This window comes from Desulfoscipio geothermicus DSM 3669 (assembly GCF_900115975.1).
Lineage (GTDB): Bacteria > Bacillota > Desulfotomaculia > Desulfotomaculales > Desulfallaceae > Desulfoscipio > Desulfoscipio geothermicus.
Genome location: NZ_FOYM01000006.1, coordinates 110194 through 134321 on the forward strand (window position 1 = coordinate 110194; position 24128 = coordinate 134321).

At 50.4% G+C, this 24128-nt stretch carries 24 protein-coding genes and 2 pseudogenes; 10 read left to right on the forward strand and 16 right to left on the reverse strand.

From position 1 onward, the window contains the following. Positions 1 to 24 precede the first annotated feature (24 nt). From BM299_RS05305 to BM299_RS05350, 11 genes and pseudogenes are all read right to left on the reverse strand, one after another. Positions 25 to 870: an ABC transporter permease gene (locus BM299_RS05305; protein WP_092482453.1), complete on the reverse strand. Its 846-nt coding sequence runs from the start codon at positions 868 to 870 to the stop codon at positions 25 to 27. A 20-nt stretch (positions 871 to 890) separates the two neighbouring features. Next, positions 891 to 1889, reverse strand: a complete 999-nt coding sequence (locus BM299_RS05310) for an ABC transporter permease (RefSeq protein ID WP_092482427.1) — start codon at positions 1887 to 1889, stop codon at positions 891 to 893. Positions 1890 to 1895: 6 nt separating this feature from the next. After that, positions 1896 to 3518 carry an ABC transporter substrate-binding protein gene (locus BM299_RS05315; protein ID WP_092482428.1) on the reverse strand — a complete coding sequence of 541 codons (1623 nt, stop codon included), beginning with the start codon at positions 3516 to 3518 and terminating at the stop codon, positions 1896 to 1898. A 299-nt stretch (positions 3519 to 3817) separates the two neighbouring features. Continuing rightward, positions 3818 to 3925, reverse strand: a complete 108-nt coding sequence (locus BM299_RS20180) for a stalk domain-containing protein (protein ID WP_342741313.1) — start codon at positions 3923 to 3925, stop codon at positions 3818 to 3820. Positions 3926 to 3931: 6 nt separating this feature from the next. Further along, positions 3932 to 4885 carry an FmdE family protein gene (locus BM299_RS05325; RefSeq protein ID WP_165608192.1) on the reverse strand — a complete coding sequence of 318 codons (954 nt, stop codon included), beginning with the start codon at positions 4883 to 4885 and terminating at the stop codon, positions 3932 to 3934. 129 nt (positions 4886 to 5014) lie between these two features. Next, positions 5015 to 5314, reverse strand: a complete 300-nt coding sequence (locus tag BM299_RS20410; protein ID WP_092482431.1) for an oligopeptide/dipeptide ABC transporter ATP-binding protein — start codon at positions 5312 to 5314, stop codon at positions 5015 to 5017. 507 nt (positions 5315 to 5821) lie between these two features. Beyond that, positions 5822 to 6256: a site-specific integrase gene (locus BM299_RS05335; protein ID WP_092482432.1), complete on the reverse strand. Its 435-nt coding sequence runs from the start codon at positions 6254 to 6256 to the stop codon at positions 5822 to 5824. A 285-nt stretch (positions 6257 to 6541) separates the two neighbouring features. Beyond that, entirely contained in the window at positions 6542 to 7087 is a 546-nt protein-coding gene (locus tag BM299_RS05340) for a tyrosine-type recombinase/integrase (protein WP_092482433.1), read from the reverse strand. 73 nt (positions 7088 to 7160) lie between these two features. Then, entirely contained in the window at positions 7161 to 7322 is a 162-nt protein-coding gene (locus BM299_RS19920; protein WP_165608194.1) for a hypothetical protein, read from the reverse strand. Positions 7323 to 7466: 144 nt separating this feature from the next. After that, positions 7467 to 7658: pseudogene (locus BM299_RS20415) on the reverse strand (DUF6431 domain-containing protein); the annotation flags it as partial. 19 nt (positions 7659 to 7677) lie between these two features. Then, positions 7678 to 7839: pseudogene (locus BM299_RS05350) on the reverse strand (Rrf2 family transcriptional regulator); the annotation flags it as partial. Between the two features lie 515 nt (positions 7840 to 8354). Here BM299_RS05350 and BM299_RS05355 point away from each other — a divergent pair. The 5 genes from BM299_RS05355 (at position 8355) to BM299_RS20185 (ending at position 14539) form a co-directional block, all read left to right on the forward strand. After that, entirely contained in the window at positions 8355 to 9740 is a 1386-nt protein-coding gene (locus tag BM299_RS05355) for a cytochrome ubiquinol oxidase subunit I (protein ID WP_092482435.1), read from the forward strand. Further along, positions 9731 to 10735 (forward strand): cytochrome d ubiquinol oxidase subunit II, encoded by a 1005-nt coding sequence (gene cydB / locus BM299_RS05360; RefSeq protein ID WP_092482436.1) that lies wholly within the window; start codon positions 9731 to 9733, stop codon positions 10733 to 10735. The genes BM299_RS05355 and cydB overlap by 10 nt, the downstream gene beginning before the upstream one ends. 206 nt (positions 10736 to 10941) lie before the next feature. Beyond that, positions 10942 to 12672: a thiol reductant ABC exporter subunit CydD gene (cydD, locus tag BM299_RS05365; protein ID WP_092482437.1), complete on the forward strand. Its 1731-nt coding sequence runs from the start codon at positions 10942 to 10944 to the stop codon at positions 12670 to 12672. Beyond that, positions 12669 to 14402 (forward strand): thiol reductant ABC exporter subunit CydC, encoded by a 1734-nt coding sequence (gene cydC, locus BM299_RS05370; protein ID WP_092482438.1) that lies wholly within the window; start codon positions 12669 to 12671, stop codon positions 14400 to 14402. The genes cydD and cydC overlap by 4 nt, the downstream gene beginning before the upstream one ends. A gap of 11 nt (positions 14403 to 14413) precedes the next feature. Next, on the forward strand, positions 14414 to 14539 hold the full coding sequence (locus tag BM299_RS20185; RefSeq protein WP_281246357.1) for a hypothetical protein: 126 nt from the start codon (positions 14414 to 14416) through the stop codon (positions 14537 to 14539). Positions 14540 to 14769: 230 nt separating this feature from the next. Here the strand turns inward: BM299_RS20185 and BM299_RS05375 are convergent, their stop codons facing one another. After that, the gene (locus tag BM299_RS05375) at positions 14770 to 15279 is read right to left on the reverse strand and encodes an MFS transporter (protein ID WP_092482439.1); all 510 of its coding nucleotides are present in this window, start codon (positions 15277 to 15279) and stop codon (positions 14770 to 14772) included. A gap of 110 nt (positions 15280 to 15389) precedes the next feature. Further along, positions 15390 to 15770 carry a LuxR C-terminal-related transcriptional regulator gene (locus tag BM299_RS05380; RefSeq protein ID WP_092482454.1) on the reverse strand — a complete coding sequence of 127 codons (381 nt, stop codon included), beginning with the start codon at positions 15768 to 15770 and terminating at the stop codon, positions 15390 to 15392. Positions 15771 to 16054: 284 nt separating this feature from the next. Here BM299_RS05380 and BM299_RS05385 point away from each other — a divergent pair, with 284 nt between their 5' ends. After that, entirely contained in the window at positions 16055 to 16609 is a 555-nt protein-coding gene (locus BM299_RS05385) for a Uma2 family endonuclease (RefSeq protein WP_207545130.1), read from the forward strand. On the opposite strand, the gene BM299_RS20420 is transcribed toward BM299_RS05385, so the two are convergent. The 3 genes from BM299_RS20420 to BM299_RS05400 form a co-directional block, all read right to left on the reverse strand. Continuing rightward, entirely contained in the window at positions 16578 to 16676 is a 99-nt protein-coding gene (locus BM299_RS20420; protein WP_425429468.1) for a 4Fe-4S binding protein, read from the reverse strand. The two genes, BM299_RS05385 and BM299_RS20420, sit on opposite strands and share 32 nt — an antisense overlap. 55 nt (positions 16677 to 16731) lie before the next feature. Next, positions 16732 to 17145, reverse strand: a complete 414-nt coding sequence (locus BM299_RS19065) for an MFS transporter (RefSeq protein WP_131820609.1) — start codon at positions 17143 to 17145, stop codon at positions 16732 to 16734. Between the two features lie 407 nt (positions 17146 to 17552). Further along, entirely contained in the window at positions 17553 to 17987 is a 435-nt protein-coding gene (locus BM299_RS05400; protein WP_092482443.1) for a DUF3842 family protein, read from the reverse strand. A gap of 310 nt (positions 17988 to 18297) precedes the next feature. Between BM299_RS05400 and ylbJ the strand changes: the two genes are divergently transcribed. The 4 genes from ylbJ (at position 18298) to BM299_RS05420 (ending at position 23699) form a co-directional block, all read left to right on the forward strand. Continuing rightward, positions 18298 to 19557, forward strand: a complete 1260-nt coding sequence (gene ylbJ / locus BM299_RS05405) for a dipicolinic acid transporter SpoVV (protein ID WP_425429469.1) — start codon at positions 18298 to 18300, stop codon at positions 19555 to 19557. A gap of 167 nt (positions 19558 to 19724) precedes the next feature. Next, a complete protein-coding gene (locus BM299_RS05410; protein ID WP_092482444.1) occupies positions 19725 to 20258 on the forward strand; it encodes a CBS domain-containing protein in 534 nt (177 codons plus the stop codon). A 279-nt stretch (positions 20259 to 20537) separates the two neighbouring features. Further along, complete coding sequence (gene acs, locus BM299_RS05415; protein ID WP_092482445.1) at positions 20538 to 22637, forward strand: acetate--CoA ligase alpha subunit; 2100 nt, start codon at positions 20538 to 20540, stop codon at positions 22635 to 22637. A 12-nt stretch (positions 22638 to 22649) separates the two neighbouring features. Continuing rightward, a complete protein-coding gene (locus tag BM299_RS05420) occupies positions 22650 to 23699 on the forward strand; it encodes a phosphotransacetylase family protein (protein ID WP_092482446.1) in 1050 nt (349 codons plus the stop codon). Positions 23700 to 24128 lie beyond the last annotated feature (429 nt).

Genomic DNA, 24128 nt, shown 5'->3' on the forward strand with positions numbered 1-24128 from the left:
ATATCACCCCTCAAGAACAAGCGTTTACCTTCCCATACGCGGGTCAGCCATTTTTTCCAGCTCACGGCTGATAAAAGCCAGGGAAATTACCATTAAAGTCAATGCCAGCCACGGGTAGAGCAGCCACCACTTCCAAAAAGGAGTAAAGTATATTCCTGCAAAATTGATGGCATGGTGCATGATTAAGCCCCAGCTTTTGGAGGTAGGGTCCCCCAATCCCAGAAATGAAAGTCCTGCTTCGGCTACAACCGCCCTCCCTGTAAGCCTGACCATATTTACTGCCACCAAAGGGAAAACTTCCGGGAGAAAGTGCCTGTGAATCAAATACCAGGCGCCGGCGCCGTATGTCTCCGCCGATTTGATATAACCTTGTTCCTTTAACATTAATACCTGGGAACGTACAATCCGGGCCGGAAAAACCCAGGAAAACAGGGCCAGTACCAAAATGATATTTAAAAGGCTGGGGCCGAAAAAAGCCGCCATCACAATCATTACCGGCAAGTCCGGCAACACAATCATAATATCAATTATTCTCATTAAAATCTTATCGGTCCACCCGCCCAGGTACCCCGAAACAATGCCGATCAAACCGCCCCCCAGGGCTGCCAGCAGGGCGGTAAGAAAACCCACCAGCAAGCTGACCCTGGCCCCGTAACATATCTGGGCCCAGAGGTCAATGCCCAGTTCGTCGGTACCCAACGGGTGTTCCCCTCCCGGCGGAGAAAGAGGCGGTCCCGAGGAGACATTGTAGGGATGTATTGATATACAAGGGGCAAAGATAGCTACCAAAAGGATGAGTAAAATTACGATAAAGCTTGTTTTTCCCAGCAAGGAGAATTTTTTAATTGTTTTGATCGGCTTTAGTAACAATTTGAGTACTCCGGCCACAATTACCCTCCATATGTCTCGCTGTAGTCATTGACTCTCGGGTCAAGTTTCCCGTAAATGAAATCGGCAATAAAATTGGCCAGTAATACGCATATAGTAACCACCAAAAAAATCCCCTGAATAAGCGGGTAATCCCGGACCATAACCGCTTCCCTCATTAAATGCCCCAACCCCGGGTAGGCAAAAACATTTTCCACCAGGATTGCGCCACCTACAAGGGAACCAAGACTTAAAAACACGCGGGTCACTATGGGAAGCATGGCGTTTCTTAAAACATGGCGGAAAATAACGCGTTTTTCAGAAAGTCCTTTTGCCCGAGCGGTACGCAGGTAATCCTTTTCCAATACGGTGATAACACTGTTTCTGGAAAGCAAGTACATACCGCCCGTCCGCGCAATGGTCAAGGCGATCACAGGCAGGAAAGCATGGTGCAAAATATCCAATACTTTTTCCCACCAGTTCTCGTAACCGGCAAAATGGGTCATCGCCCCCGACAGGGGGAATAAACCCAACCCCGCGGCAAAGCTAAAGAGTAAAACGAGACCCAAGAGAAAGGCCGGTATCTCCGACATAATAATCAAATTAAAAAACAGAAATTTATCCAGCCATTTCTCCCGGTACCAGGCGGATATACTACCTAAAACAGTGCCAATGAAAGTACTTAAAATCACTGCCGCTATTACCAGGAAAAAAGTCCACGCCAACCGGCGCAAAATGATATGGCTAACCGGTTCATTGTAGTACAAGCTGTGCCCCAAATTCCCCCGTAACAACTCGGACATGTAAGACAGGTACTGCCCGCCGACGGGCCGGTCCAGCCCGTAGTATGCCAGGTAATACTGCCTCTGCTCTTCTGAAAAAATCACCTCTTCACCCACGTCCGAAGACAGGTACAAAAAGGGATCGCCGGGCATAGCCCGGGGAAGTAAAAAGTTGAGGGTCACTATGACCCAAACAGTGAAAAAATATTCTGCTAGCCTGGTGACCCTCTTCTTGTTCAATTGAGATCAATCCCTTTCCAGGTAAGACAGTTTACTGTGCGTTAAACTATGGTGGTCAAACATGAACATCCACCCGTCATATTTATCCGGCCTGTATACGCTGTAACCGGTAGTATAATAAAGGGGTATTTCCGGTACATCTTCGGCCAGGATTTCTTGAATTTTAAAGATTAACTGCTTGCGTTTTTGCTCATCCATTTCCAGACACTGTTTTTCCAGTAAGTCGTTTAATTCCTGGTTATTATATCCCTGCAGTCCCGAAGCGGAAGGTGAAATACCTCCCTTGAAGAGACCGCCGAACCTTTCGCGCAAGTAATCCGGGTCATTGCCCCATCCTCCATGCCCGAGTACGGCCAGCTGGTACTCATTGTTGCGCACGCGGGCGTCATGGGTTTTGGTGTCTGCACTTTGCACTTTTATCTCAATGCCTGCTTTAGCCAATTGCTCTTGTAATACTTCCGCCATCCTGACTGCTCTGTCGGGAACAGACAAAGTAAAGGAAAGCTTTTTACCGTCTTTGTTTTGACAAATGCCTTTTTCATCCAACCTGTCATAACCTAATCTCGCCAGCAGATCTTTCGCTTTCTTTAAGTTAAGGTTATATTGCTTGACATTGGAGTTATACATTACGTGGTCGGGAGGCAGGATTCCCGCACTGCCGGGAACGGCAGCCCCACGTTCCACTTTGTTAATTAATTCTTGGGCGTCAATGGCGTAACTGATGGCTTGCCTCAGCTCCTTATGGCGCAAAACGGGGTAATCGCCCATATTAAACAGTAAACGATATCCCCAGAACCCCGGGCTTTGTACAACTTTGTATGCCGGGTTGTTTTGGAAGCGGGGCAACACGTCCGGGCTAACGCCTGTCAGGTCAATTTCCCCTTTTTCAAAAGCCAGAACCGGTTCGCTGACCGGAATAAATTCAATAACTTTAACTTTCTGCACAGGCCCCCAGAAATCACCAAAAGCCTCAAAGCGGTAGGTGCCATGCTCCTTGTTGTAATCCGTCAGGCGGTAAGGGCCGGTGCCGGTGACTGCTTCCGGCCCGGTAAATTCCTTGGGATGATCAACGTTTTCCCAAATATGTTTGGGAATAATGCGGGTCTGGCCCAGGTTATAAAGCATTGAGGCATTGGGCTCCGAAACGGTTACCAGGACCTGGCGGTCCCCCACCGATTCTACTTTTTCAATATCATCACTGCCGATATCAGACCATACCATGGGGTGCTTGCTTGCATATTCAAAGGTGAACTTGACATCTTCCGCAGTAAATGGTTTTCCGTCATGCCACTTGACACCGTCGCGAATGGTAAAGAGATATTGCTTGCCGTTATCTTTTATTTCATATTTTTCAGCCAGCCAGGGGATGAGTCCCTTTTCGCCCCGTTCCAAGAGGCCGTCAAAAATCAGGGCCATTTTAAATCCTCCCGGACCCCTGGGATAATGGGCATAAGGACTCGGGTAACCCCAATCTCCCCCTTCCAGCCGAATGACATCCACCTGTCCCTGTTCTTCACTTGCAACACCGGCATTTTGGTCGTCCCTGGTTTGATCCGATCCGCAACCAAATAAAAGCAGACTTGCGGAAATAACCAGCACCAAAATAATTAATAAGTGTTTCCTTGGCATTATGCCACCTCCCGTGTTGAGTTTTAACCATGTAAAAATTTCAACCACCCGGAAAACAGCTGCAAAATTACCCTCCTCTTTTACCTGCGTATTTAAAAAAGAAAACCATGAAGGAACCCTCTCCGGAGGAGTAGAAACCTTCATGGTTTTCATTTTCCAAGCTTAAAATTTTAATAAAGCTAATTACCAGCTTACTTTTGCCCGGCAACCAGCTTTAATGGATGACTCCGGTCACCCCGGTTTGCTTTAATTAAGTAATTCGATTGTCCGACAGTAAAATCCTTCTATAATTTTAAAAATTAATTTACGATAATACGAGCGGTTTGGGTGTTCCCGTCCCACTCCACGCTTGCTCCCAGCGCTTCGCTTATAAATCTTAACGGCACCATGGCCTTGCCGTTAATGATCTGCTTTCACTGGATAACAACATTAACCCTCTTCTCTGGATATGCACACAAAAAACAAATAGGTCCCAATTCGGTCGATTCGGTTTTGTTGAGCGCTACAATTTCCTTACATAAAGCACAATTTACGTATTTCTCAGTAAACGGTTCAGCCGGACATTCTAAAACAGTTATCGTCTTTCTAAATAATGAATCTTCAGGGAGGCTTAAAACCTTTTGCACCGACACATTGATTTTATCCCGGTATTTATTGATTTCCTGCCGGCTCGCCCTGCCGGAAACAATTTTCTCCTCAATGTCCGGCTCGAATTGTATATTAATTACCGGGCTTGTCAAAGCTATGCGAAGTGCCTCTTGATGCCTTTGTTCCCTTGAAATTTTCATAAAGTAATAAACGTGCTTACCGTGGTCATAAGCAATAAAGTTCTTATTGCCTATTGTACAGCCAGTCAAATACTGAACGGCATCTATTGCCGAAGACATATTTTCAGAAATTCCCCAAAAACCACCGCAATTTTGTTTATTAATTCCCAGTTCCCTGCGGGCTATTAAACCCACCCGGCAACCGATTGCCAGTTCCGGACAAAAGTGGCCGTGATAGCTAACCACGTCCTTAAATTCAACCGTGGTTAGCATAAAATTACCTCCCAACTGTTGATTTTCACCTTTAACATCCTCCAAAACTTTGTAATTCAATACCCACTTACTCTTAGAAATAGTTAACTGTTTATAATCTTTTACCAATATCAGATTAAAAACCCCTTTATTTGTTAATACCAGATAGTTTAGATTTTCCCATAAATCCTTGCTCATTGTTAATACTTCCAAAACCTCATAATGCTGGTTATGCCACTGAAAACCGATAGGCGATTGCTGGCGATTATCAAAATCTACTTTTACCTCTTCTTGAATGATAACTATTTCTTCCTGCTCAATTTTCCGCATAATTTCCGCCTTGTTCAACTCATCATCTCCTCTCATGTAATAAGCTTAAATAAATAAAAAAACCATGAAGTTCAAAACTCCACTCCCTGTGAAGTTTTTAAGCTCCATGGCTAATTTGTTTCTTTAAGGAATGGCATATTGCCCTAACTAAACAACCGCGACTTTGCCAACCGAATCCACATGTATAGCCCTGTGGCAGGCTACCATGTGTTCATGCGTTAAGGACAACAAAGAGGGCTCCTGCTCCCGGCATATTTGTTCCCGGTACAAATAACGGGCTTGATAGAGACAGCCGCCACCTTCCAGGGAGTTAACCACAGGTTCTGTAGTAATAAGGTTTATGGTATTCTTTAGTTTTCTACGGTTGGCATCGGGATCAGGAATAAGTAATGAGGCTAAGAGGGACTGCGTATACGGGTGACGAGCTCCCTTGAAAATATTAAATATAAGTTTAAAAAGAACCCCCGGCGTATGAGGTTAGTTTATGGATTACCAACCCCATACGCCGATCGGAAAGAGGAATTATTCTACTACCGGTACATGTCAAACCCGGTAGCAGAAATATGTTAAGGAGGTTAAAGACCCTGCCAAGGTTAAGCCTTTAACCAAAATTAAAATGCCATGAAAGTTTATACCTGCTTCTGCAGGTTAACAACCTTCATGGCATATTTTTTAAAATGATACCAAAATTTAACCGTCTTCAGCGGTCTAACGGATGATTCTTACCACCCTGTTGGTTAGTGACATCTATTTGAGTTTAACATACTTTTACTAAATTGTCTATAAAATTTCGCATTCCCAGAGCTGACGCACGAAAAAGTTTATAGACCTTGCGAGTTCAAAATTCTCCTTTAAGTAATTTTCATTTCCCCCCTTGAATCAGTTTCACAGTTTTTGGAAAGAACCAAGAGACGCTCAATCCCATTTGATTTTTCAAGTAGTCAATATAGTAAGTCAGTAGAGCATAGGGAGAACAAGATGACGGACAATGTTTTCCTTGCGGGGGTGCAGTGTGTCGCAGGCATTAAAAAATCTTACGATTTCATCACCTGTGAAAAAATGCGGCATTGTCCGGATCTGCTTTTGGCAAACCTTTTTAGGAAGAATATATGAACCGGGATATCCCACCGACTGAAGGTATTTTCCGAACTCACGAATAGGTGCTACACGCACGTGTTGTGTGTTTGGACATTCATTATCCCTGAGGATTGCCCAGCGTTTAATTATATCTTTTAAAGAAGTGTCTTCCGATTCGTTTTCTGCACAGTACCGGTCAAAATCACGGAGATAGAATTCGCCTGTTCCATACTTCCATCTCATAGAATGCTTATATTCCACAAAAGCCTCCATGTAAGGAGCCAGCTTGCTTACATATGATTTTTTCATCATCGCAGCCCTCCCACCTTCATGGGGATGGCCGAAAGAGTTAATGCACAGTCACGCAGTTTTTTTTCGTCAGTAGTCAGGTAAATGTCGGCTGAATTTGGATTAACATGTCCGAGTGTCAATGAAATAGTTTGTACGGCAACCCCCTTTTTCAGCATTTTTGATGCCACATGGTGCCTCAGGAGGCGGGTCCCTTTAAGTTCATTCCCAAGCCTTACACCTGCAATTGACAATATATTTCTAACTATGGCATAACAACCTGAATGATATTTAGTGGCTTATGCGGTGCTAAACAGGATAAAAACATATATGGCGAATCAGTTTTAGGACGCTCATATACGATATATCTTGCCATTGCATTACCAATAGCCGGAAGTAGCGTAGACCAGTAAGTAGCGACAGTACCATTATCGCTTTGTCCCTTAAAGATACAGCACCAGTTTTTAACACATCCCAGACGGCCTGCTCTTCCTCCTCTGTCAATACGGGGATGATTTCCCTTTTTCTTAACAGTTTATTAGGAACTGCTGCAAGGAGTCTGCCTCCATCTTCTGCAAAGTTCAGAAATGACCTGAGCCCAGAAGCTGCTGTTCGAAGGCTTCCAGAGTCCCATGTGCCTCTCAAGTCGCAGAAAAACTTATGGATTAATTCCAGGGGAACATCTGTTAAAAATGTATAGCCAAGCCTTTCGACAAAGATAAGGAATTTACAGGAAATATTCCTGCATGAATCAATCGTATTTTTACTTTTTCTCTCTGCCTTAAGATATTCAAGAAATTTCACATGAAGGTTTTGAAATCCAATGGTTGCAGGCTTAGCAACTTTGCTTTCCACACATGGTTTCCAGCCAACATAGCCTTTTTCCTCGCATTCTCTTAGCTTTCTTATGCAGGAGTTATGTAGACGTTTACGTAAGTGGCAGTATTGCCCAGTCCTCTGGTTTGTCCCGGACGGTAGGCGGCACCGTTTGGGCCTCTTGGGCCAGTTCTTCTACAAGATCTTTTTGGGGCAGTAGCTGTTGCAGGTCAGCCAGGAGAAGGGGTTCCACTTTCTGTTTCTTGGCTTCCACTATACGTACCCAATAATACATAACGGTATGGGATACCGGAACCTGGGGGAAAAGTTCGTTCTGGAGTTTTCGTAAGCTGCATTTTGCTTCCTGAGTGTAGGTATATTGAAGTACGAAGGCTTGGCGTTCAAAGGTGTCATATTGATGACGTGATGCTAAAAATTCCGGTTTTAGCGCGTGTGTTACGTTACATTGCCTGCATTTATACCGGAGGATGACGATTTCGGTTTGTAGGCTATTGGATTTATATTGCACCTTATTACAGGCGTGATAGACCATCTGCGAACCACAGGTGTTGCAGTGGATTACGATTTGTACCGTATATATGATTTGCATGTAGGTCTTGACATCACAGCGCCCGGGTGAGAAGCCTTAATATTTTCAGCAAAAAGCGCATGGGTATGTGTTCTTCTTCTGCGATCAGCTTTGCCTCTACCACCTGTCCCCGGGGTAAGCGTGATAGGCGCAAAACAGCCCTGAACGCGTAATCCGTTGCCTGATTAAGCCTCTTTGCCATCTCCTTTGTTTTATTGGGGACATTCCTTCACTGGAGATATCAGAAATAACGCAAGACCGACCCTTTACGGATGAAAAATAATATGATCAACTATTGAAAACCCCAGAAGGCGTGTCCCCTTTTCTTATTTTTAGAAAAACTTGACAGGCAAATTTAATTGAGTTACAATACCCTTAAAACTATACCATATTAGTATACATATTTGTGCCAAAAGCAATATTAAAAACACATTGGCTTGTCAATTATTTCTATAGCTCGTCATGTCTTTATTCAAGTTGACTCCACAAGAACTGCAACCGTTTGCTGACCGGGAAAGCCAAGTAATTCTAATGAAAGATAGGAGGTTATTGTGCATATAAGTATACTAAACCACTCCAGTTTATATCTCTTATAAGGGAGGTGCATACCAGGGCAAGGCGTCTGCCAGGAGAACCACTGGCTGGGACCTTTGCCACCGGGCAATAAACCGAAAAACCTTTAAAAATCGGAAAAAATTCTAAGGGGGGATAATAACTGTGGATGCTCTCATACTGGCAAGATTGCAGTTCGCAATCACCTCAAGTTACCACTTTCTGTTCGTTCCGCTAACCCTGGGGCTTTCAGTCCTGGTGGCCATAATGGAGACCATTTACGTCCGAACGGGAAACGAGACTTACAAAAAGATGACCCGGTTCTGGGGGAAGCTTTTTCTGATCAACTTCGCCATGGGAGTGGTAACCGGGATCGTGCAGGAATTCCATTTTGGTATGAACTGGTCGGAATACTCGCGCTTCGTGGGAGATATTTTCGGCGCACCTCTGGCGGTGGAAGCCCTGGCTGCTTTTTTCCTCGAATCCACCTTCCTGGGAATATGGATATTCGGCTGGGATAAACTGTCGAAAACCATGCATGCAGCGACCATATGGCTGGTGGCCATAGCTTCCAACCTTTCTGCTTTCTGGATTCTGGCGGCCAACTCCTTTATGCAGGAACCGGTGGGTTACGTTATCCGCAACGGCCGGGCGGAGATGACTGACTTTTTTGCTCTTGTAACAAATCCTCATGTGCTCTATCAATTTCCACATACCGTGTTGGCCGGGTTCACCACCGCCGCCTTTTTCGTTATGGGCATCAGCGCCTATCACCTGTTGCGAAAAAACTATCCCGACTTTTTCCGCCGTTCCTTCCGCATCGGTTTGATCATGGGGCTCATCAGCACTTTTATGGTCATTGCGGTGGGCCACTTCCAGGGTCAGCACCTGGTCAACTCCCAGCCCATGAAGATGGCGGCGGCGGAAGCCCTTTGGGAAAGCGCGAACCCGGCTCCTTTGAGCTTAGTGGCCCTTATTGACGAGAAAAATCAGACCAATCCTATTGATATCCGGATTCCCGGCTTGGGGAGCTTCCTGTCCCACAATACCTTCAGCGGTGAGGTTAAAGGGATTAAAGACGTTCAGGCTGCGTACGAAGCCATGTACGGGCCTGGCGACTACATCCCGCCGGTCACTTCGGTGTTCTGGAGTTTTCGCCTGATGGTGGCAGCCGGGTTGTGGATGATTATCATCTCTCTCTACAGCCTGTACCTGTGGCGGAAGGAGCAGCTGGAAACAAAACCATGGGTCTTAAAGGCGCTGCTCTGGAGCATTCCCCTGCCCTACATCGCCAATACCAGCGGCTGGTTTATGGCCGAGGTGGGCCGCCAGCCCTGGATCGTGCAGGGGCTGCAGAAGGTGAATGAAGCCGTTTCGCCATCGGTTTCCGCCGGCGCCGTTCTTACCACAATGATTGCTTTTACCCTGATCTACGGGGTATTGGCGGTGGCTGATCTCTATCTCTTAACCAAGTTTATCAAGCAAGGTCCCGAGGAAACACCTGCAGGCAGGTCGCTGGAACCGACAAAGGAGGTGTCGTTATGGACCTAAACATTCTTTGGTTCATACTGATTACCGTACTGTTTACCGGCTATTTCTTTCTGGAAGGTTTCGACTACGGCGTGGGAACCCTGCTTCCTTTCCTGGGGAAAAAGGACAATGAGCGCCGCGTTATCATCAACACCATCGGTCCCTTCTGGGACGGCAACGAAGTCTGGCTGCTCACTGCCGGCGGGGCCATATTTGCCGCTTTCCCCAACTGGTATGCCACTCTTTTCAGCGGTTTTTACATGGCGCTCTTTTTAATGCTGCTGGCATTGATCGTCCGCGGGGTAGCCTTTGAGTTTCGCAGCAAGGATGACCGTCCCGTCTGGCGCAGCCTGTGGGATTGGATGATCTTCGGAGGAAGCCTGGTGCCCGCCCTGCTGTGGGGCGTGGCCATAACCAACCTGATCCGGGGGGTGCCCATCGCCAGCAATATGCAGTACGTGGGCACCTTCTGGAACCTGCTGTCGCCATATACCCTGGTAGGTGGACTGACGACACTGTTGATTTTCACCCTCCACGGCGCTCTTTTTCTGACTCTAAAAACCGAGGGCGAACAGTTGGAAGGTGCCCGCCGGGCGGCGTCACTGGTAAGCATATTAGCTGTGCCGGCCCTCCTGCTCCTGGTTACTATGAGCTACAGCCATACGGATATATTTACCAAGTCCGGTGCGGGAATCGTGTTTTGGGGCGCTCTTGTAACGCTGCTCCTGGCCTGCTGGCTTCTGCGCTCCGGCAGGTACGCCTGGGCCTTTGTCATGAACGGCCTCACCATTGCCTGTTCCACCGTGGCTGTCTTTTGGGGCCTGTTCCCCCGGGTCATGGTTTCCAGCCTTAATCCCGAGTGGAGCCTAACGGTTTACAATGCCTCATCGAGCCCGTATACGCTGAAAATCATGACCATCGTCGCCCTTACCCTGGTTCCGATGGTACTCCTCTACCAGTGCTGGACTTACTGGATTTTCCGTCAGCGCGTCACCGTCAAACACCTGGAGTATTAAATTGGGGACATTCATAAATTGGGGACATTCCTCCGCAGGAGGTGTGTCCCCATTCCTTAAGCGGAGGTGTGTCCCCATAAATTTGGGACATGCTTTCTCTGGAAATAGCAGAAATAACGCAGGGCTAACCCTTTAAGGATGAACAATAATATATCAAGTGTTGAAAATCCCATAAGGTGTACCCCCTTTCCGCTGAGGTGAAAAAAATGATGGACAAAAGGCTTATGCGCGAAGCTGGGGCGGTTCGTTCTTTCCTGGCCCTTAGCGTGGGGTTGGGACTGGGGACCGGCCTTCTTGCCATCCTGCAGGCCAGTTACCTGGCCCGGGTGGTGAACCGGGTTTCTCTGGAGGGACAAAGTCTGAGTGGTGTCTGGCCCTGGCTATACCCCCTCCTGGGGGTGATCATTTTTCGCGCCGGGCTGACCTGGATGGGCGAGGTTGTGGCCCACCGGGCCGCCGCACAAATTAAACACGCGCTGCGGCAGCGGCTTTTGGCCCACTTACTGGCCCTGGGCCCGGTATACGCGGGTGGAGAGCGCACAGGCGAGTTGGTTAACGCTTTGGTGGAGGGAATTGAAGCCCTGGATGCCTATTTCACCCGCTACCTGCCCCAACTGGCTTTAGCCGCACTGGTGCCCCTGGCGGTCCTGGGCTTTGTCTTTCCCCTGGATACTATTTCAGGTCTCATTCTACTCTTCACCGCCCCCCTGATACCCCTGTTTATGTTTTTAATCGGCAGATGGGCGGAGTCCCTCTCCCAGCGGCAGTGGGAAACGTTAAGCCGGATGAGCGCTCATTTCCTGGACGTGCTGCAGGGTCTCACCACCCTTAAAATCTTTGGCCGGAGCAAATCCCAGGCCGAGGTCATCGGGCAGATCAGCAGCCGTTTCCGGGAGACTACCCTGGGCGTCCTGCGGGTCGCCTTCCTTTCGGCCCTGGTGCTGGAGTTTTTGGCCACCATCAGCACCGCGCTGGTGGCGGTTACAGTGGGCCTGCGCCTGGTATATGCCCACATTCCCTTTGAGCAGGCCTTTTTCCTCCTGCTGCTGGCCCCGGAATTTTATTTGCCCTTAAGGCTTCTGGGCAGCCACTTTCACGCCGGACTGATGGGGGTTAGCGCCGCCGGGCGGATCTTTGCAATTCTGGAAACTCCCCTGCCCGAAAGAAAGCTGCAGGGAGAATGTCATCTTTCGCATGATCCCAGTTTCCAAATCGCCTTTGAAGATGTCCACTACGCCTTTGAAGATGGAGCCCGGCCGGCCCTGCAAGGGATTTCATTTGAGCTTCATTCCGGGGAAAGGGTGGCCCTGGTGGGTCCAAGCGGGGCCGGGAAGAGTACTGCTGCCCACTTGCTTTTGCAGTTCATGGCACCGGACCGGGGCCGGATCACGGTCAACGGAATTCCCCTGGATCGAATTCCCGTGGAAGAGTGGCGCCGGCACATCGCCCTGGTCCCCCAGAAGCCCTATTTTTTCTACGGCACCGTGGCCGAGAACATCCGCCTGGGCCGTCCCGGGGCTGCCCTGGAAGAAGTAGCGGCGGCGGCTGAGCAGGCCGGGGCCCACCAGTTTATCCTGGACCTCCCACAGGGCTACGACACCCAGGTAGGCGAAGGGGGAATTCGCCTCAGCGGCGGGCAGGCTCAGCGCTTGGCCGTTGCCCGGGCCTTCCTCAAAAACGCGCCGTTATTAATTCTGGACGAAGCCACTGCAGGCCTGGACCCCGTCAACGAGAGGCTCGTGCTGGAAGCCCTGGAGCGCCTGATGCAAGGGCGAACGGCGCTGATCATCGCCCATCGCCTCAACACCGTCCACCGGGCCGACCGCATCATTGTTCTTGAAAGAGGGCGGGTGGCGGAAACGGGGCGGCACAAGGAACTCATAGAACAGCAAGGGGTTTATCACCGCCTGATTGCGGCATTCGGGGGTGCAGGATGAAGACTTTTATACGTCTCATAGTTTTAATAGCTCCCCATTGGAAATCAATGCTTTTAGCAACGGTACTGGGCTTTTTGACTGTGGCCAGCGGCGTCGGGCTGATGGCCACCTCGGCCTTCCTCATCGCCGGCGCGGCACTGCACCCTCCGGTGCTGGAATTGATGAAAGCTATCGTGGGAGTACGCTTCTTCGGGATTTCCCGGGCGATTTTCCGCTATCTGGAGCGTTACTTCGCCCACGACGCGACATTCCGGGTTCTCAGCCGGATCCGGGTCTGGTTTTACACGGCCCTGGAACCTTTGGTGCCGGCCCGGCTGATGGAATACCGGAGCGGGGAACTGGTAAGCAGGATCATGGCGGACGTGGGAACGCTGGAGCAATTTTACCTGCAGGTCCTGGCTCCGCCCCTGGTGGCCCTGCTGGTGCTGCTCGGGGTTTTTGCCTTTTTGGCCTGGTTTGGACTCAGCCTGGCTCTGGCCTTGCTGTTCTTTTTCCTCGCCACAGCCGTGGCAGTGCCCCTGGGCGTAAGGGCGCTGAGCCGGGGAACGGGCCGGCAGATGGTGGAGACCAGATCGGCGCTGAACACTCAAATGGTGGACACCGTCCAGGGCATGACCGAAATTGCGGCCTTTAACCGGGCAGGCCAGCAGCAAGAGCAGGTTAAGGCGTTGAGTAGCAAATTTATGGATCTACAGGGGCGGTTGGCCGGTATCAGGGGTTTGTCTTCCGCCCTGGTCGGCCTGCTGATAAACTTGGCCATGTGGTCGATCCTGCTGCTTGCCATACCCCTGGTGAATCAAGGGAAGCTGGACGGGGTCTACTTAGCCATGCTGGTACTGGGGGCTTTAAGCAGCTTTGAGGCGGTACTGCCCCTGCCGATGGTATTTCAACATCTTGAGGAGAGCCTGGCGGCAGCCCGCAGACTCTTTGCCGTTACCGACATCGCACCTGTGGTGCGGGATCTTCCTGGGCCTTCACCCGAGCCCCTAAGCTATGACCTACGGGTAAGAGGCTTGCGCTTTCGCTATGCTCCGGACGAACCGTGGGCCGTGGACGGGTTGAACTTTGTGCTGCCCGAAGGAGACAGACTTGCCATCGTAGGACCCAGCGGCGCCGGGAAGAGCACCCTAGTGAACCTTTTCCTGCGTTTTTGGGATTACGAGGAAGGTTCAATCTCCCTCGGAGAGCACGAACTCAAGGCTTTTTCCCTTGAGGACCTGCGGCGCTATATCAGTGTGGTTACCCAACATACTTATCTCTTTAATGCCACTGTCCGCGAGAATCTGCTGCTGGCCAAACCCGGAGCCGGCGAGGAGGAGCTAAGGCAGGCTGCCCGGGAGGCCAAAATCCACGAATTTATTCAAAGCCTTCCCCGGGGCTACGACACCTATGTGGGAGAGAGGGGATTCAAGCTGTCCGGCGGCCAGCGACAGCGCCTGGCCATTGCCCGGGCGCTGCTCAAAAACGCATCTGTCCTACTGCTGGACGAAGCCACGGCGGGCCTTGATCCGGTCACTGAACTGGAGGTCATGGAGTCCATCCATCGCCTGATGGAGGGGCGGACCACCCTGGTCATCACCCACCGCCTGACCGGGCTTGATCGGATGGACGAAATCCTGGTCCTGGAAAGAGGCCGAATCGTGGAGCGGGGCCGGCACCAGGAGCTGCTGGAGCAGGGCGGGCTTTACCGCAAAATGTGGGAACTTCAGAATGAGCTTACCCCAGTTTGATGGACACATAAATGGCTGGTACAATAAAACCAGCAGAGGTATCTATCATGAAACAATATGACAAACAGTTTAAAGAACAAGCAGGTTCTTTAAGTTTATCTGCTATTTCCAGGATGATGCCGGGCTTCCCGGGTTAAGCCTCTTGTCTGAACTTGAACGGATCCGTCCTAACTTCACAGGTTATCCAACTCTGGGGCTTTCCCACTCTTAGCAAGGTTACCACCTATGCAGCCAACTCCGGTTCGCTTGCGCTATGTTCCAAGTTCCCCCTTCGGCACACCAATAGACCCCACCGTTACCAGTGACGCCCGCAGTGATCGGGTTGTCTTTCCGCTGGTTAGAACAGCCACCCTTTTAAAAACCGGTGTCAAACCCGGTTCGGCCTGTACCGCCGTAAGACCAAGACGCCGGGAACCGCCAACAGGGCGGAATAAACCAGGGTAGCCCCTAAAAAAGATATATAATGTGCCACCAATCCTCCCACCGCAGGACCCAGCAGAAGACCGGTGGAATAAGCGGCGTTGGCCAGGCCGAATTGACGCCCATAGTTTTCTCCACCGCCGGCATCGGAGTGTTCGGCCAGCAGGGGTAGGCAGGGGACCATCATGGCGCAAAAAACCAGGCTGTACAGGCAGATCACCACGTACAGCAACGGCAGGCTGTCAACTATGGTAAGGACCGGCATGACCATGGCGGTGCCGGCAAGCCCACCCAATATCACGTTCTTGTAACCCAACCGGTCGGACAAAAGCCCCATCAGGGGTTCAAACAAGGTGTAAAAGATACCCAGCACCCCGAATACAATACCTATACCCTGGGCGCCCAGGCCGAACTCCCTTGAAAGGTGCAGAGGCAGCAACGGTTCCACTCCCGCCATATGATAGCTCCTCTTTAAAAGACTGGTGTTCAAAACTCCAACATTTAATATTAATCCCGCATCCTGTTATTGTCAGGCCTGGCTGTTTAACGTAAGCCCCTGCCTCATCCTCACAGCATATTGCTTTGGATGAGCTTTGTCACCATGGCTACACGGTTATGAACGTCTAGTTTGCGCATCATGTTTTGTACGTGAAATTTAATTGTATTTTCACTGAGGAATAGTTGTTCGGCAATTTCACGGTTGGTTAACCCACGGGCTACTAGTTTAGCTATAGTGATATGTTGCTCCGTGAGCAATAAAGGGGGCGAATCTCCATCCGGCTCTTCTTTTAGTTTATCAATAAGACGTGCAGCCAGCTGGGAATCCAGTACGGTTTCTCCTCTGGCCACAGCTCTAATGGAGCGCTTTAACTCAGAAAGTTCAACGTTTTTGACCAGAAAGCCTTTTGCCCCGGCCATCATGGCCCGGACGATAGCTTCTTTCTGCATAAGCAATTGTTTTTTATCTCTACTTTTCCCGTGGTTAAACCAAGTCCCATACCAATTAAAGTAGCTCCAACCAAACGATTGAAGATTTTGGTCACCTTTACTTTGTTAAGTAAGCGCATCACGCTTTGCCCAAAAATTCCATAAATCATCAACATGATTATTCCTTTTGCTAAGGACCAAATTATAGGATACTTGCCGGCAATCCTTAAGCCATGTTGCTTTACGGCGCAATTAGGTAAGATTATAATAGTAAAAAAGTTTTGAAGGGTAGGTCTGATGTGTCAATGGTTTTATCAGGCAAAAACTACACCGTTGAGGATTACATGAAACTGAATGATGGTAAGCGGTATGAATTAATTGGAGGGGAATTGATTGTGGTACCAAGTCCAAGACCCAGGCACCAGAGAATTAGTGCAAAGATTTTACTTCAATTGGGCAAATACATTGAAAATAACCCAGTAGGTGAGGTTTATAGCGCTCCCATAGATATCGTTTTGGATAACCATGTAGTCCAACCAGATATTCTTTTTGTGTCTAATGACCGGCTAGATATTATTGGGGAACTGAACATCCAGGGAGCACCAGACCTGGTTGTTGAGATATTGTCTCCGTCTACCGCAGCCCATGATAAAAAGAAAAAAGGCCAGCTATACTTTAAATACGGGGTAAAGGAATACTGGCTGGTAGACCCGGAGACTAAGTTTATTGATGTTTTTGTAGCAGGCGAAAAGGAATGGCGCTGGATTGGAGCCTTTGATCAGGAAGATGTTTTAACTACGACACTTTTACCAGGATTAAAAATAAGTCTTAGTAAAATTTTTCAGGTGTCCTTAAAGTAATGGCTTCAGAAGGGCAGAATGTTACACAAAACCCACATCCGTAACATAATTGGGGATCATCGAACATTTGCCCGTTTATATTTTTTTTTCGTGCCCCCAATAGATACGTATCTCATCGAAAACTAATTCTGATACGGTTTGGCCTTATTCGGGTTGACCGGGCACAGAAGCTTGCAATTGGGGCAAATCCTGCGCCGGTAAAGGACAAGCGCATATATCAGCAGGCCGCTGGCCATCAGGCCAGGCATAACATGCCACAAGTATATTGCAACTACGTAAAAAATCAGGATTAGCATGAATGACGGGTAAAATACGGCTGCTTCCAGCTTCGTAAAGCCCGCCTGCGTACGGCGCGGATTCATGGTCTTAGGGTTGTAGGGACAGTTCTGGTCGCAGAAACTGCATACCCTGGCCCTGTGCAGACCGTACCACAGAAAGAAAAGGGCGCCAAGGGTTACAGCAGCCAGAAACCAATGAATCCGGTAAGCACCATACGCCCCCACCAGAAACACCGTAATGACTATGATCACAACCAAAGCGCCCTCCAACCTGCTGAAGCCTTTATGCACACCGGTTTTCCTTTCCCGACCATTTTGGCAGCCAACCGCAGATATGATCCAATTATCAAGCGCTGCCGAAATTAAAAATAAAATATCACCGGCAGTAAAACCCGTAACCGTAGTTTTCCCATAACCAATTTCCGGCAGATTTTGCCGATCAAATTGCGGGTATGACCGGTAAAAAAATGGGCGCATGGGGCCGGGGGATGAACACCAACCCCATGTTCGCCGGTCGAAAGGAGGTTTCCACCGCCGGTGCATGTCAAAAACGGCGGCGGAAATGTTTAAGGAGGTCAAAGACTCTGCCAAGTTAAGCCTTTGACAAAATTAAAGCCACGAAAGTTTAACCCGCTTTAACGGTATATCGCCTTCATGGCAATATTTTACAAACACAACAAATCACGAACCTTTTCCACCAGCATATCCACCAGGTGAGGCAGCGGCTCCGCTATACTGCCAATTACCTCCACCCCGGAGCGGTTCAGGTGCAAAACCAATTTGGGAGCCGGCGTAAGGGCTACCGCTTCCGCCGCGGCAGTGGTCATTTCCCCTCCGAAACCGAACGGCATAATCATTCCCACCGTCCCCGCCAATAAATCAACGCGCTTGGCGTTAAATACAATGGCGTTTTCACCGCAGGCCACTTCATTGGCCCCGGCTTTGTACATGCGACCGGCCGCCAGCGAGTTGGTACCCAGGGCGATTATTTCCACTTTCCTGGCCGGTAGCGCCCGGGCCAACTTCTCCACAATTTGAGCGCCTATACCGCCCCCCTGGCCATCAATAACAGCTATACGAAATAATTTTTGTTTGCTCACGATGTTACCTCACATTAAAAAACAAAACCACGAAAGCATGTCTCCACTCCGTGTGAAGCAAACCTTCATGGTTATATTTCGTTATTATTTACGTTTTTACAATAAGACCGACCGTTATTCTTCCACGGCCTGCGAATGGTTCTAACCATTCTATTGATAAAATATTATTCTCTATTATATGTTTAATTCCTCCCTGGTCGTTAAAACTTTTCGGCTTTTTTTATAAATTTTTATTTCCCCAACATTAAGGTATGACACCTGATTATTCTTACATATACAGTAAATAGGCCTGTATTTTTAGAGGTGATATATTTTGCCATCTCGTTTTTCCAATAAAATCAATGTCCGGAAAAATGACCTGCCAGGTCTTTTCTGGACTGTTACAGCCCTTTTATTTGTAGCAGCCATGGTTTACCAGCCCAAAACAGTATTCCAGGGCGCCACCACCGGGCTGAAAACCTGGTGGGAAATAGTGTTCCCCGCCTTGCTGCCTTTTTTTATCGCCTCGGAAGTGTTGATGAAACTGGGCCTGGTACGCTTTATCGGCGTGCTGCTGGAGCCCGTCATGCGCCCTCTGTTCAATGTCCCCGGAGCCGGCGGGTTTGTGATGGTTATTGGTTTCACCTCCGGTTTCCCCATCGGGAGTATGGTTACCGCCCAGCTGCGCCAGCAGGGGTTATGCACCAGGGTGGAAGCCGAGCGGTTGATGAGTTTCACAAACAACTCCAGCCCGCTGTTCATGCTGACCGCTGTGGCCGTAGGCATGTTCAGCCGGCCTGAACTGGGCATAGTCATTGCCGGGTCCCATTACCTGGCCAACATTATCCTGGGCCTGGCCTTGCGCTTTTACGGCCGCAACGATCCCCCCTCTCCACCCGTCAACGGCACGGCCGCCTGGTCCGTCAAACAAGCCTTCATTGCTTTACTGCAACACCAGCGGGAAAAAAGACAACCGCTGGGGAAACTGCTGGGGGAGGCCGTTACCACTTCAATTAACAAATTAATCAATATCGGCGGGTTTATCATTTTATTTGCCGTGATCATCAAGCTTTTTACCGAAGCCGGCATTATCAGCCGGATGGCCCTGGTCTTGGGCACCGTCCTGGCCCCCCTGGGCTTTCCCCCCGATATTCTGACGGCGCTGGCCAGCGGCTTTTTTGAAATGACCATCGGCACCAGGATAGCATCCGAGGCCGCGGCCACCCAGTTGCAAAAATTAATGGCCGTTGGTATAATATTAGGTTGGAGCGGGCTTTCTATCCACGCCCAGGTGGCCAGCATGATTTCCGGCACGGACATTCGCATGAAACTTTTTATCATGACCCGCCTGGCCCACGCCCTGCTGGCCACCGGCTTGACCTGTCTGCTTTACAGGCCGGAAAGCGCAACCGGCAGCCCGGCCCTGCCGGCGCTGGCCCCGGTTATGCTTGCCGCCTATTCCATGGTACCAGTCATTCTGGGTTCACTGGCAGTCATGATTGGCTTGCTGCTGGCCCTGATTGTCACTGCACAGGCCTCCCGGTTCATTTTCGCGTTCTTTCAAATATTCTTTCGCAAATCCTGGTTTTAACCCGGCTGGCCGGCAAAAATATGTGAAATAATTGACTTTATTATTCCTCCGGTTGATTACTCAATAACGCATTTGGGCATGCATTCGTTTACCTTCCACATTAGAAATCGTAATATATTAGTAAAGTTGGACACAATCAAACAAACCCTTCAGGGGAGGAATATATCGTGCAAGAGAAAAGGGTTAAAGACATTATGGTACCGGCGGAGGAATACTCCATTGTGTCGGCAACATGCACCTTGCGGCAGGCTGTCAGGGTGATGCGCAATTCCATCCATAGGTTGAATAACCGGGACCCCCATTGCTCGGGGCATCGCTCCGTACTGGTATACGATGAAGACAATGAATTGGCCGGGCTTTTAACTTTCCGGGCGGTAATGGAAGCGGTGGAACCGCCGTTTCTAAAGGTCGGCTACCTGGTGCCGGGGTTTTTTGAGGGAATTTTTTCGACAAAATGCATACAGGAAGCCAACCGCAAGGTCACCGAGGTGATGATTCCCATCAAGGACATTACCCTTAAGCCCGAGGATACCCTGCTCAAAGCAGTGCACATCATGCTGCAAAACAGGCTCAGCAGCTTGCCGGTGGTCAACTCCCGCAACCGGGTGATCGGCATGGTGCGCAACGTGGAAATTTTCCAGGAGATTGCCAACATAATTTCCAGCGAAAATAACGACACCGACAATTGCAAAGCATCATAAAAAAACGCGCAGGCTCAGCAAAAATAGGAGACTGACAAAAAAGGGGACTGGCTCTTTTTTCGCTTTTTGAAAAAAGTGCCTGTCCCCTTTTTTTTGCCGGCACCGGTAAAAGGGGGACAGGCACCGATTCACAAAACGAATCGGAGCCAGTCCCCTTTTACCGGTGCCTGTCCCCTTTTTGCTTTATTTTTTCATGAACCTGATACATTATAAATCACTTTCCAGGCAAGGATAAAACAAAAAATGGCGACTTACAGCACGAATAAGAGGGTGAAAAAAATGGCCGATTTAAACGGTTTTTTCAACCCCCGATCCGTAGCGATTGTGGGGGCGTCCAAAACACCGGGTAAAATTGGTAACGCCATTATCAAAAATATTGTCAACAGTGGCTTTTCCGGTAAGATTTACCCGGTTAATCCCAAGGCGGAGGAGATCGAGGGTTTGCCCTGTTATCCCAACATAAGTGCCGTTCAGGACCCGGTGGACCTGGCGGTGGTCACCATTCCCGCGGACCGGGTGCTGGATGCGGCCCGGGAATGCGCCGGCCAAGGGGTCAAACACCTGGTGGTGATCACCGCCGGCTTTAAAGAGGTGGGCAAGGAAGGACTGGACCTGGAAAAGAAGCTGGTGGCCATCTGCCGCGAGCACGGTATCAACATGCTGGGCCCCAACTGTGTGGGCATGATGAATACCCATGCCCGGCTGAACGCCTCCTTTTCAGGCGCCTATCCCAAACAGGGCGACATCGCGTTCATTTCCCAGAGCGGGGCCATGCTGGTGGCTATCCTGGACTGGAGCATCAAAACCGGCCTGGGCTTCAGTAAAGTAATCAGCCTGGGCAACAAGGCCCAGCTCAACGAGGCGGATTTTATCGAAGCCGTCGCGCAGGACCCCGGCACCAGGGTTATTCTCTGTTATATTGAAGACGTGGCCGACGGCGAACATTTTCTGCAGGTCGCCGCCCGGGCCACCAGGGAAAAGCCCGTGATCATCCTTAAATCCGGCACCAGCCAGGCCGGGGCCATGGCCGCATCTTCACATACCGGGGCCCTGGCGGGAAGCGATTTGGCCTACGAAACGGCATTTCGCCAGTGCGGTGTGATTCGCGCCCACAGCATGCCGGAACTCTTCGATCTGGCCATTGCCTTTTCCGCGCAGCCCATTCCGCCCAACGCCAACGTCGCCGTGGTTACCAACGCCGGCGGTCCCGGCATTGTGGCCACGGACCGGGTGGAAACCAGCGGGCTCAATATGGCCAGGTTTTCCAAGGAAACCATTGACATACTGCGCAAGGAATTACCCGCGGAATCAAATATTTACAATCCGGTGGACGTGCTGGGCGATGCCGGGGCGGATCGCTATCACCTGGCCCTGGACAAAGTGCTGGCCGACCCGTCTGTGGGCAGCGCGGTGGTGCTGGTCTGCCCCACTGCCGTCACCGACCCGCTGCCCACCGCCCGGGCCATTGTAGACCTGCATCACCGGTACCCGGACAAGCCGGTTCTGGCGGCCTATATGGGCGGGCCCATGCTGTCCGCCGGTGCCGAACTGCTCTCCGCCGAGGGGATACCCTGCTTTACCTTCCCGGAGCCGGCCATTGAGGCCATCAGTGGCATGAACCGCTATGCCGAGTTGAGCAAAAATAAGTTTGCCGCGGAAGAAATGGAAATACAGGTGGATGATGAAACCGTGCGCAATGTTTTAAGCGCGGTCAGGCAGGACGGGCGATTGGTGCTGCTGGGCAGCGAATCTTATCAGGTGGCGGCCGCGTACGGCATCCCCGCCGCCCCGGTGGAGTTGGCCACCTCGCCGGAGGAGGCGGTGGAACTGGCGGAAAAAATCGGCTACCCCGTGGTCATGAAGGTGGCCTCGCCCAAAATAATGCACAAAACCGATGTGGGCGGGGTCAAAATCAATCTGGCCGATGCCGACGCAGTGCGGCGCGGTTATATCGAAATTAACGAAAACATTCAGCGCTACCTGCCGGATGTAGTTATCCACGGTATTGAAGTGCAAAAAATGATGCCCAAGGGCGTGGAACTGATCGTGGGTATGTCCAGGGACGTGCAGTTCGGGCCGCTGATCGCTTTCGGGCTGGGCGGCATCTATGTCAACCTGCTCAAAGACGTAAGCTTTCGCCTGGCACGCGGCCTGACGCGCCGGGAAATAGAGACCATGCTTACCGAAACCAAGGCCTATACGCTCCTCCGGGGTTATCGCGGAGAAAAGCCAGCGGATATCGGCACCTTGGTGGAAATTATTGCCAGGGTGGCCCGCCTGGTTACCGACTTCAATGAAATTACCGAAATGGATATCAACCCTGTATTTGCATATCCCCGGGGCGCCTCGGCCCTGGATATCAAAATTACAATATCGTGAGGTGTTTTTACTGTGAAAAACCTGTTCATTTTAGGAACAGCAGGTAGCGGTAAAACGGCCGTCGCCGTGGGCCTGGCGTTAAAGTTACGGGAAGAAGGATACAAGGTGGCGTACTTCAAGCCGGCAGCCAGCCCCCCGGGAACCGCCGACAAAGATGAAGATGCGCTGCTCATGCGCCGGGTACTGGAAATGGAACATCCCCTGGAAGACATCGCACCTTACATAGTGGGACCTTCGTATCTCTCCCGGTACCGGCCCAACGAGACCATGGACCGCCTGCTGCAGGCCCACGAAAAAATATCGGCCGGCGCTGATATCGTCATTATCGGCGGGGCCGGCAGCCCTTCCGTAATGTCCACGCTGGGGCTTGACGCCGTCTCGCTTACCCGGAGGCTTAATGCAGCGGTGGTATATATTATTAAAATTAAAAACGACTTCAGCCTGGACCACGCCGTTTTTATGAATAATCATTTTGCCAGCCGGCAAATCCCCGTGATCGGCAACATTTTCAACAACATACCCCGCCCGCTGCTGGCCAAAACCGAAGGGATTTACAAGCAAAAACTGGCCGACCGGGGGTATCGCACCCTGGGCATCATCCCGGCCCGGGCGGACATAGCCAACCCCACGGTGGCGGAATATCACGAACTGCTGGGCGGGGAAATCCTTACCGGCACCGATAAGTTAAATCGCCCGGTGGAAGACGTAATCATCGGCGCCATGACCATTGAAAGCGCGCTGGGATACCTGCGCCGGGCCCCCAACAAGGCCTTCATAACCGGCGGGGACCGCGCCGACCTGGCCCTGGCCGCCCTGGAAACCAGCACCTCGGTACTGATATTGACCGGCGGGCTGTACCCCGACGTCAAGGTAATCTCCCGGGCCGCAGAGAAAGGTGTACCGGTCATTCTGGTGCATTACGACACATATACCACCATAGAAAGGCTCAGTTCGGTTTCCCGGCACATCCGGCCCCACGACCAGGCAACCATTGACAAAGCCCTGGAAAACATAAACCAGTATGTCGATTGGCGCGAAATCATCAACCGTATAAAAGAATAAAAAGGGGACAGGCTACTTTTTTGTTTTTTAAAAAAGTTGCCTATCCTGAAAAGGCATATTGGGTGCGGGCGGGTTGTTCCTCGCAAGTGATGTATCGGAGCGTCGGTAACGGGACTTGGTGAAGCTGAGGTTGCCGAATTGGCGGGACGAATCGCGCAACAAACCACTGGCATAGCTTGAAAAGAGAAAGCTATTGTTAATAAATGACCCAGTATAACTACCCGTTCTGCGCATTATGCAGGACCGCCAAATTCGGCCCGAAGCGAACCTTAGTCCCGTCGACGCGGAGATTTTGAACGCAGCGGGGAACAACCCGACCTGCACGCTTTTCATCCTCTGTTGGTGCCGCGATAGCGGCATGAAAGTCTGTCCCCTTTTTTATTCGGTTTTCATCCCCCGCAGTTCGTCCCGGCCCGCCTGAATCTGTTG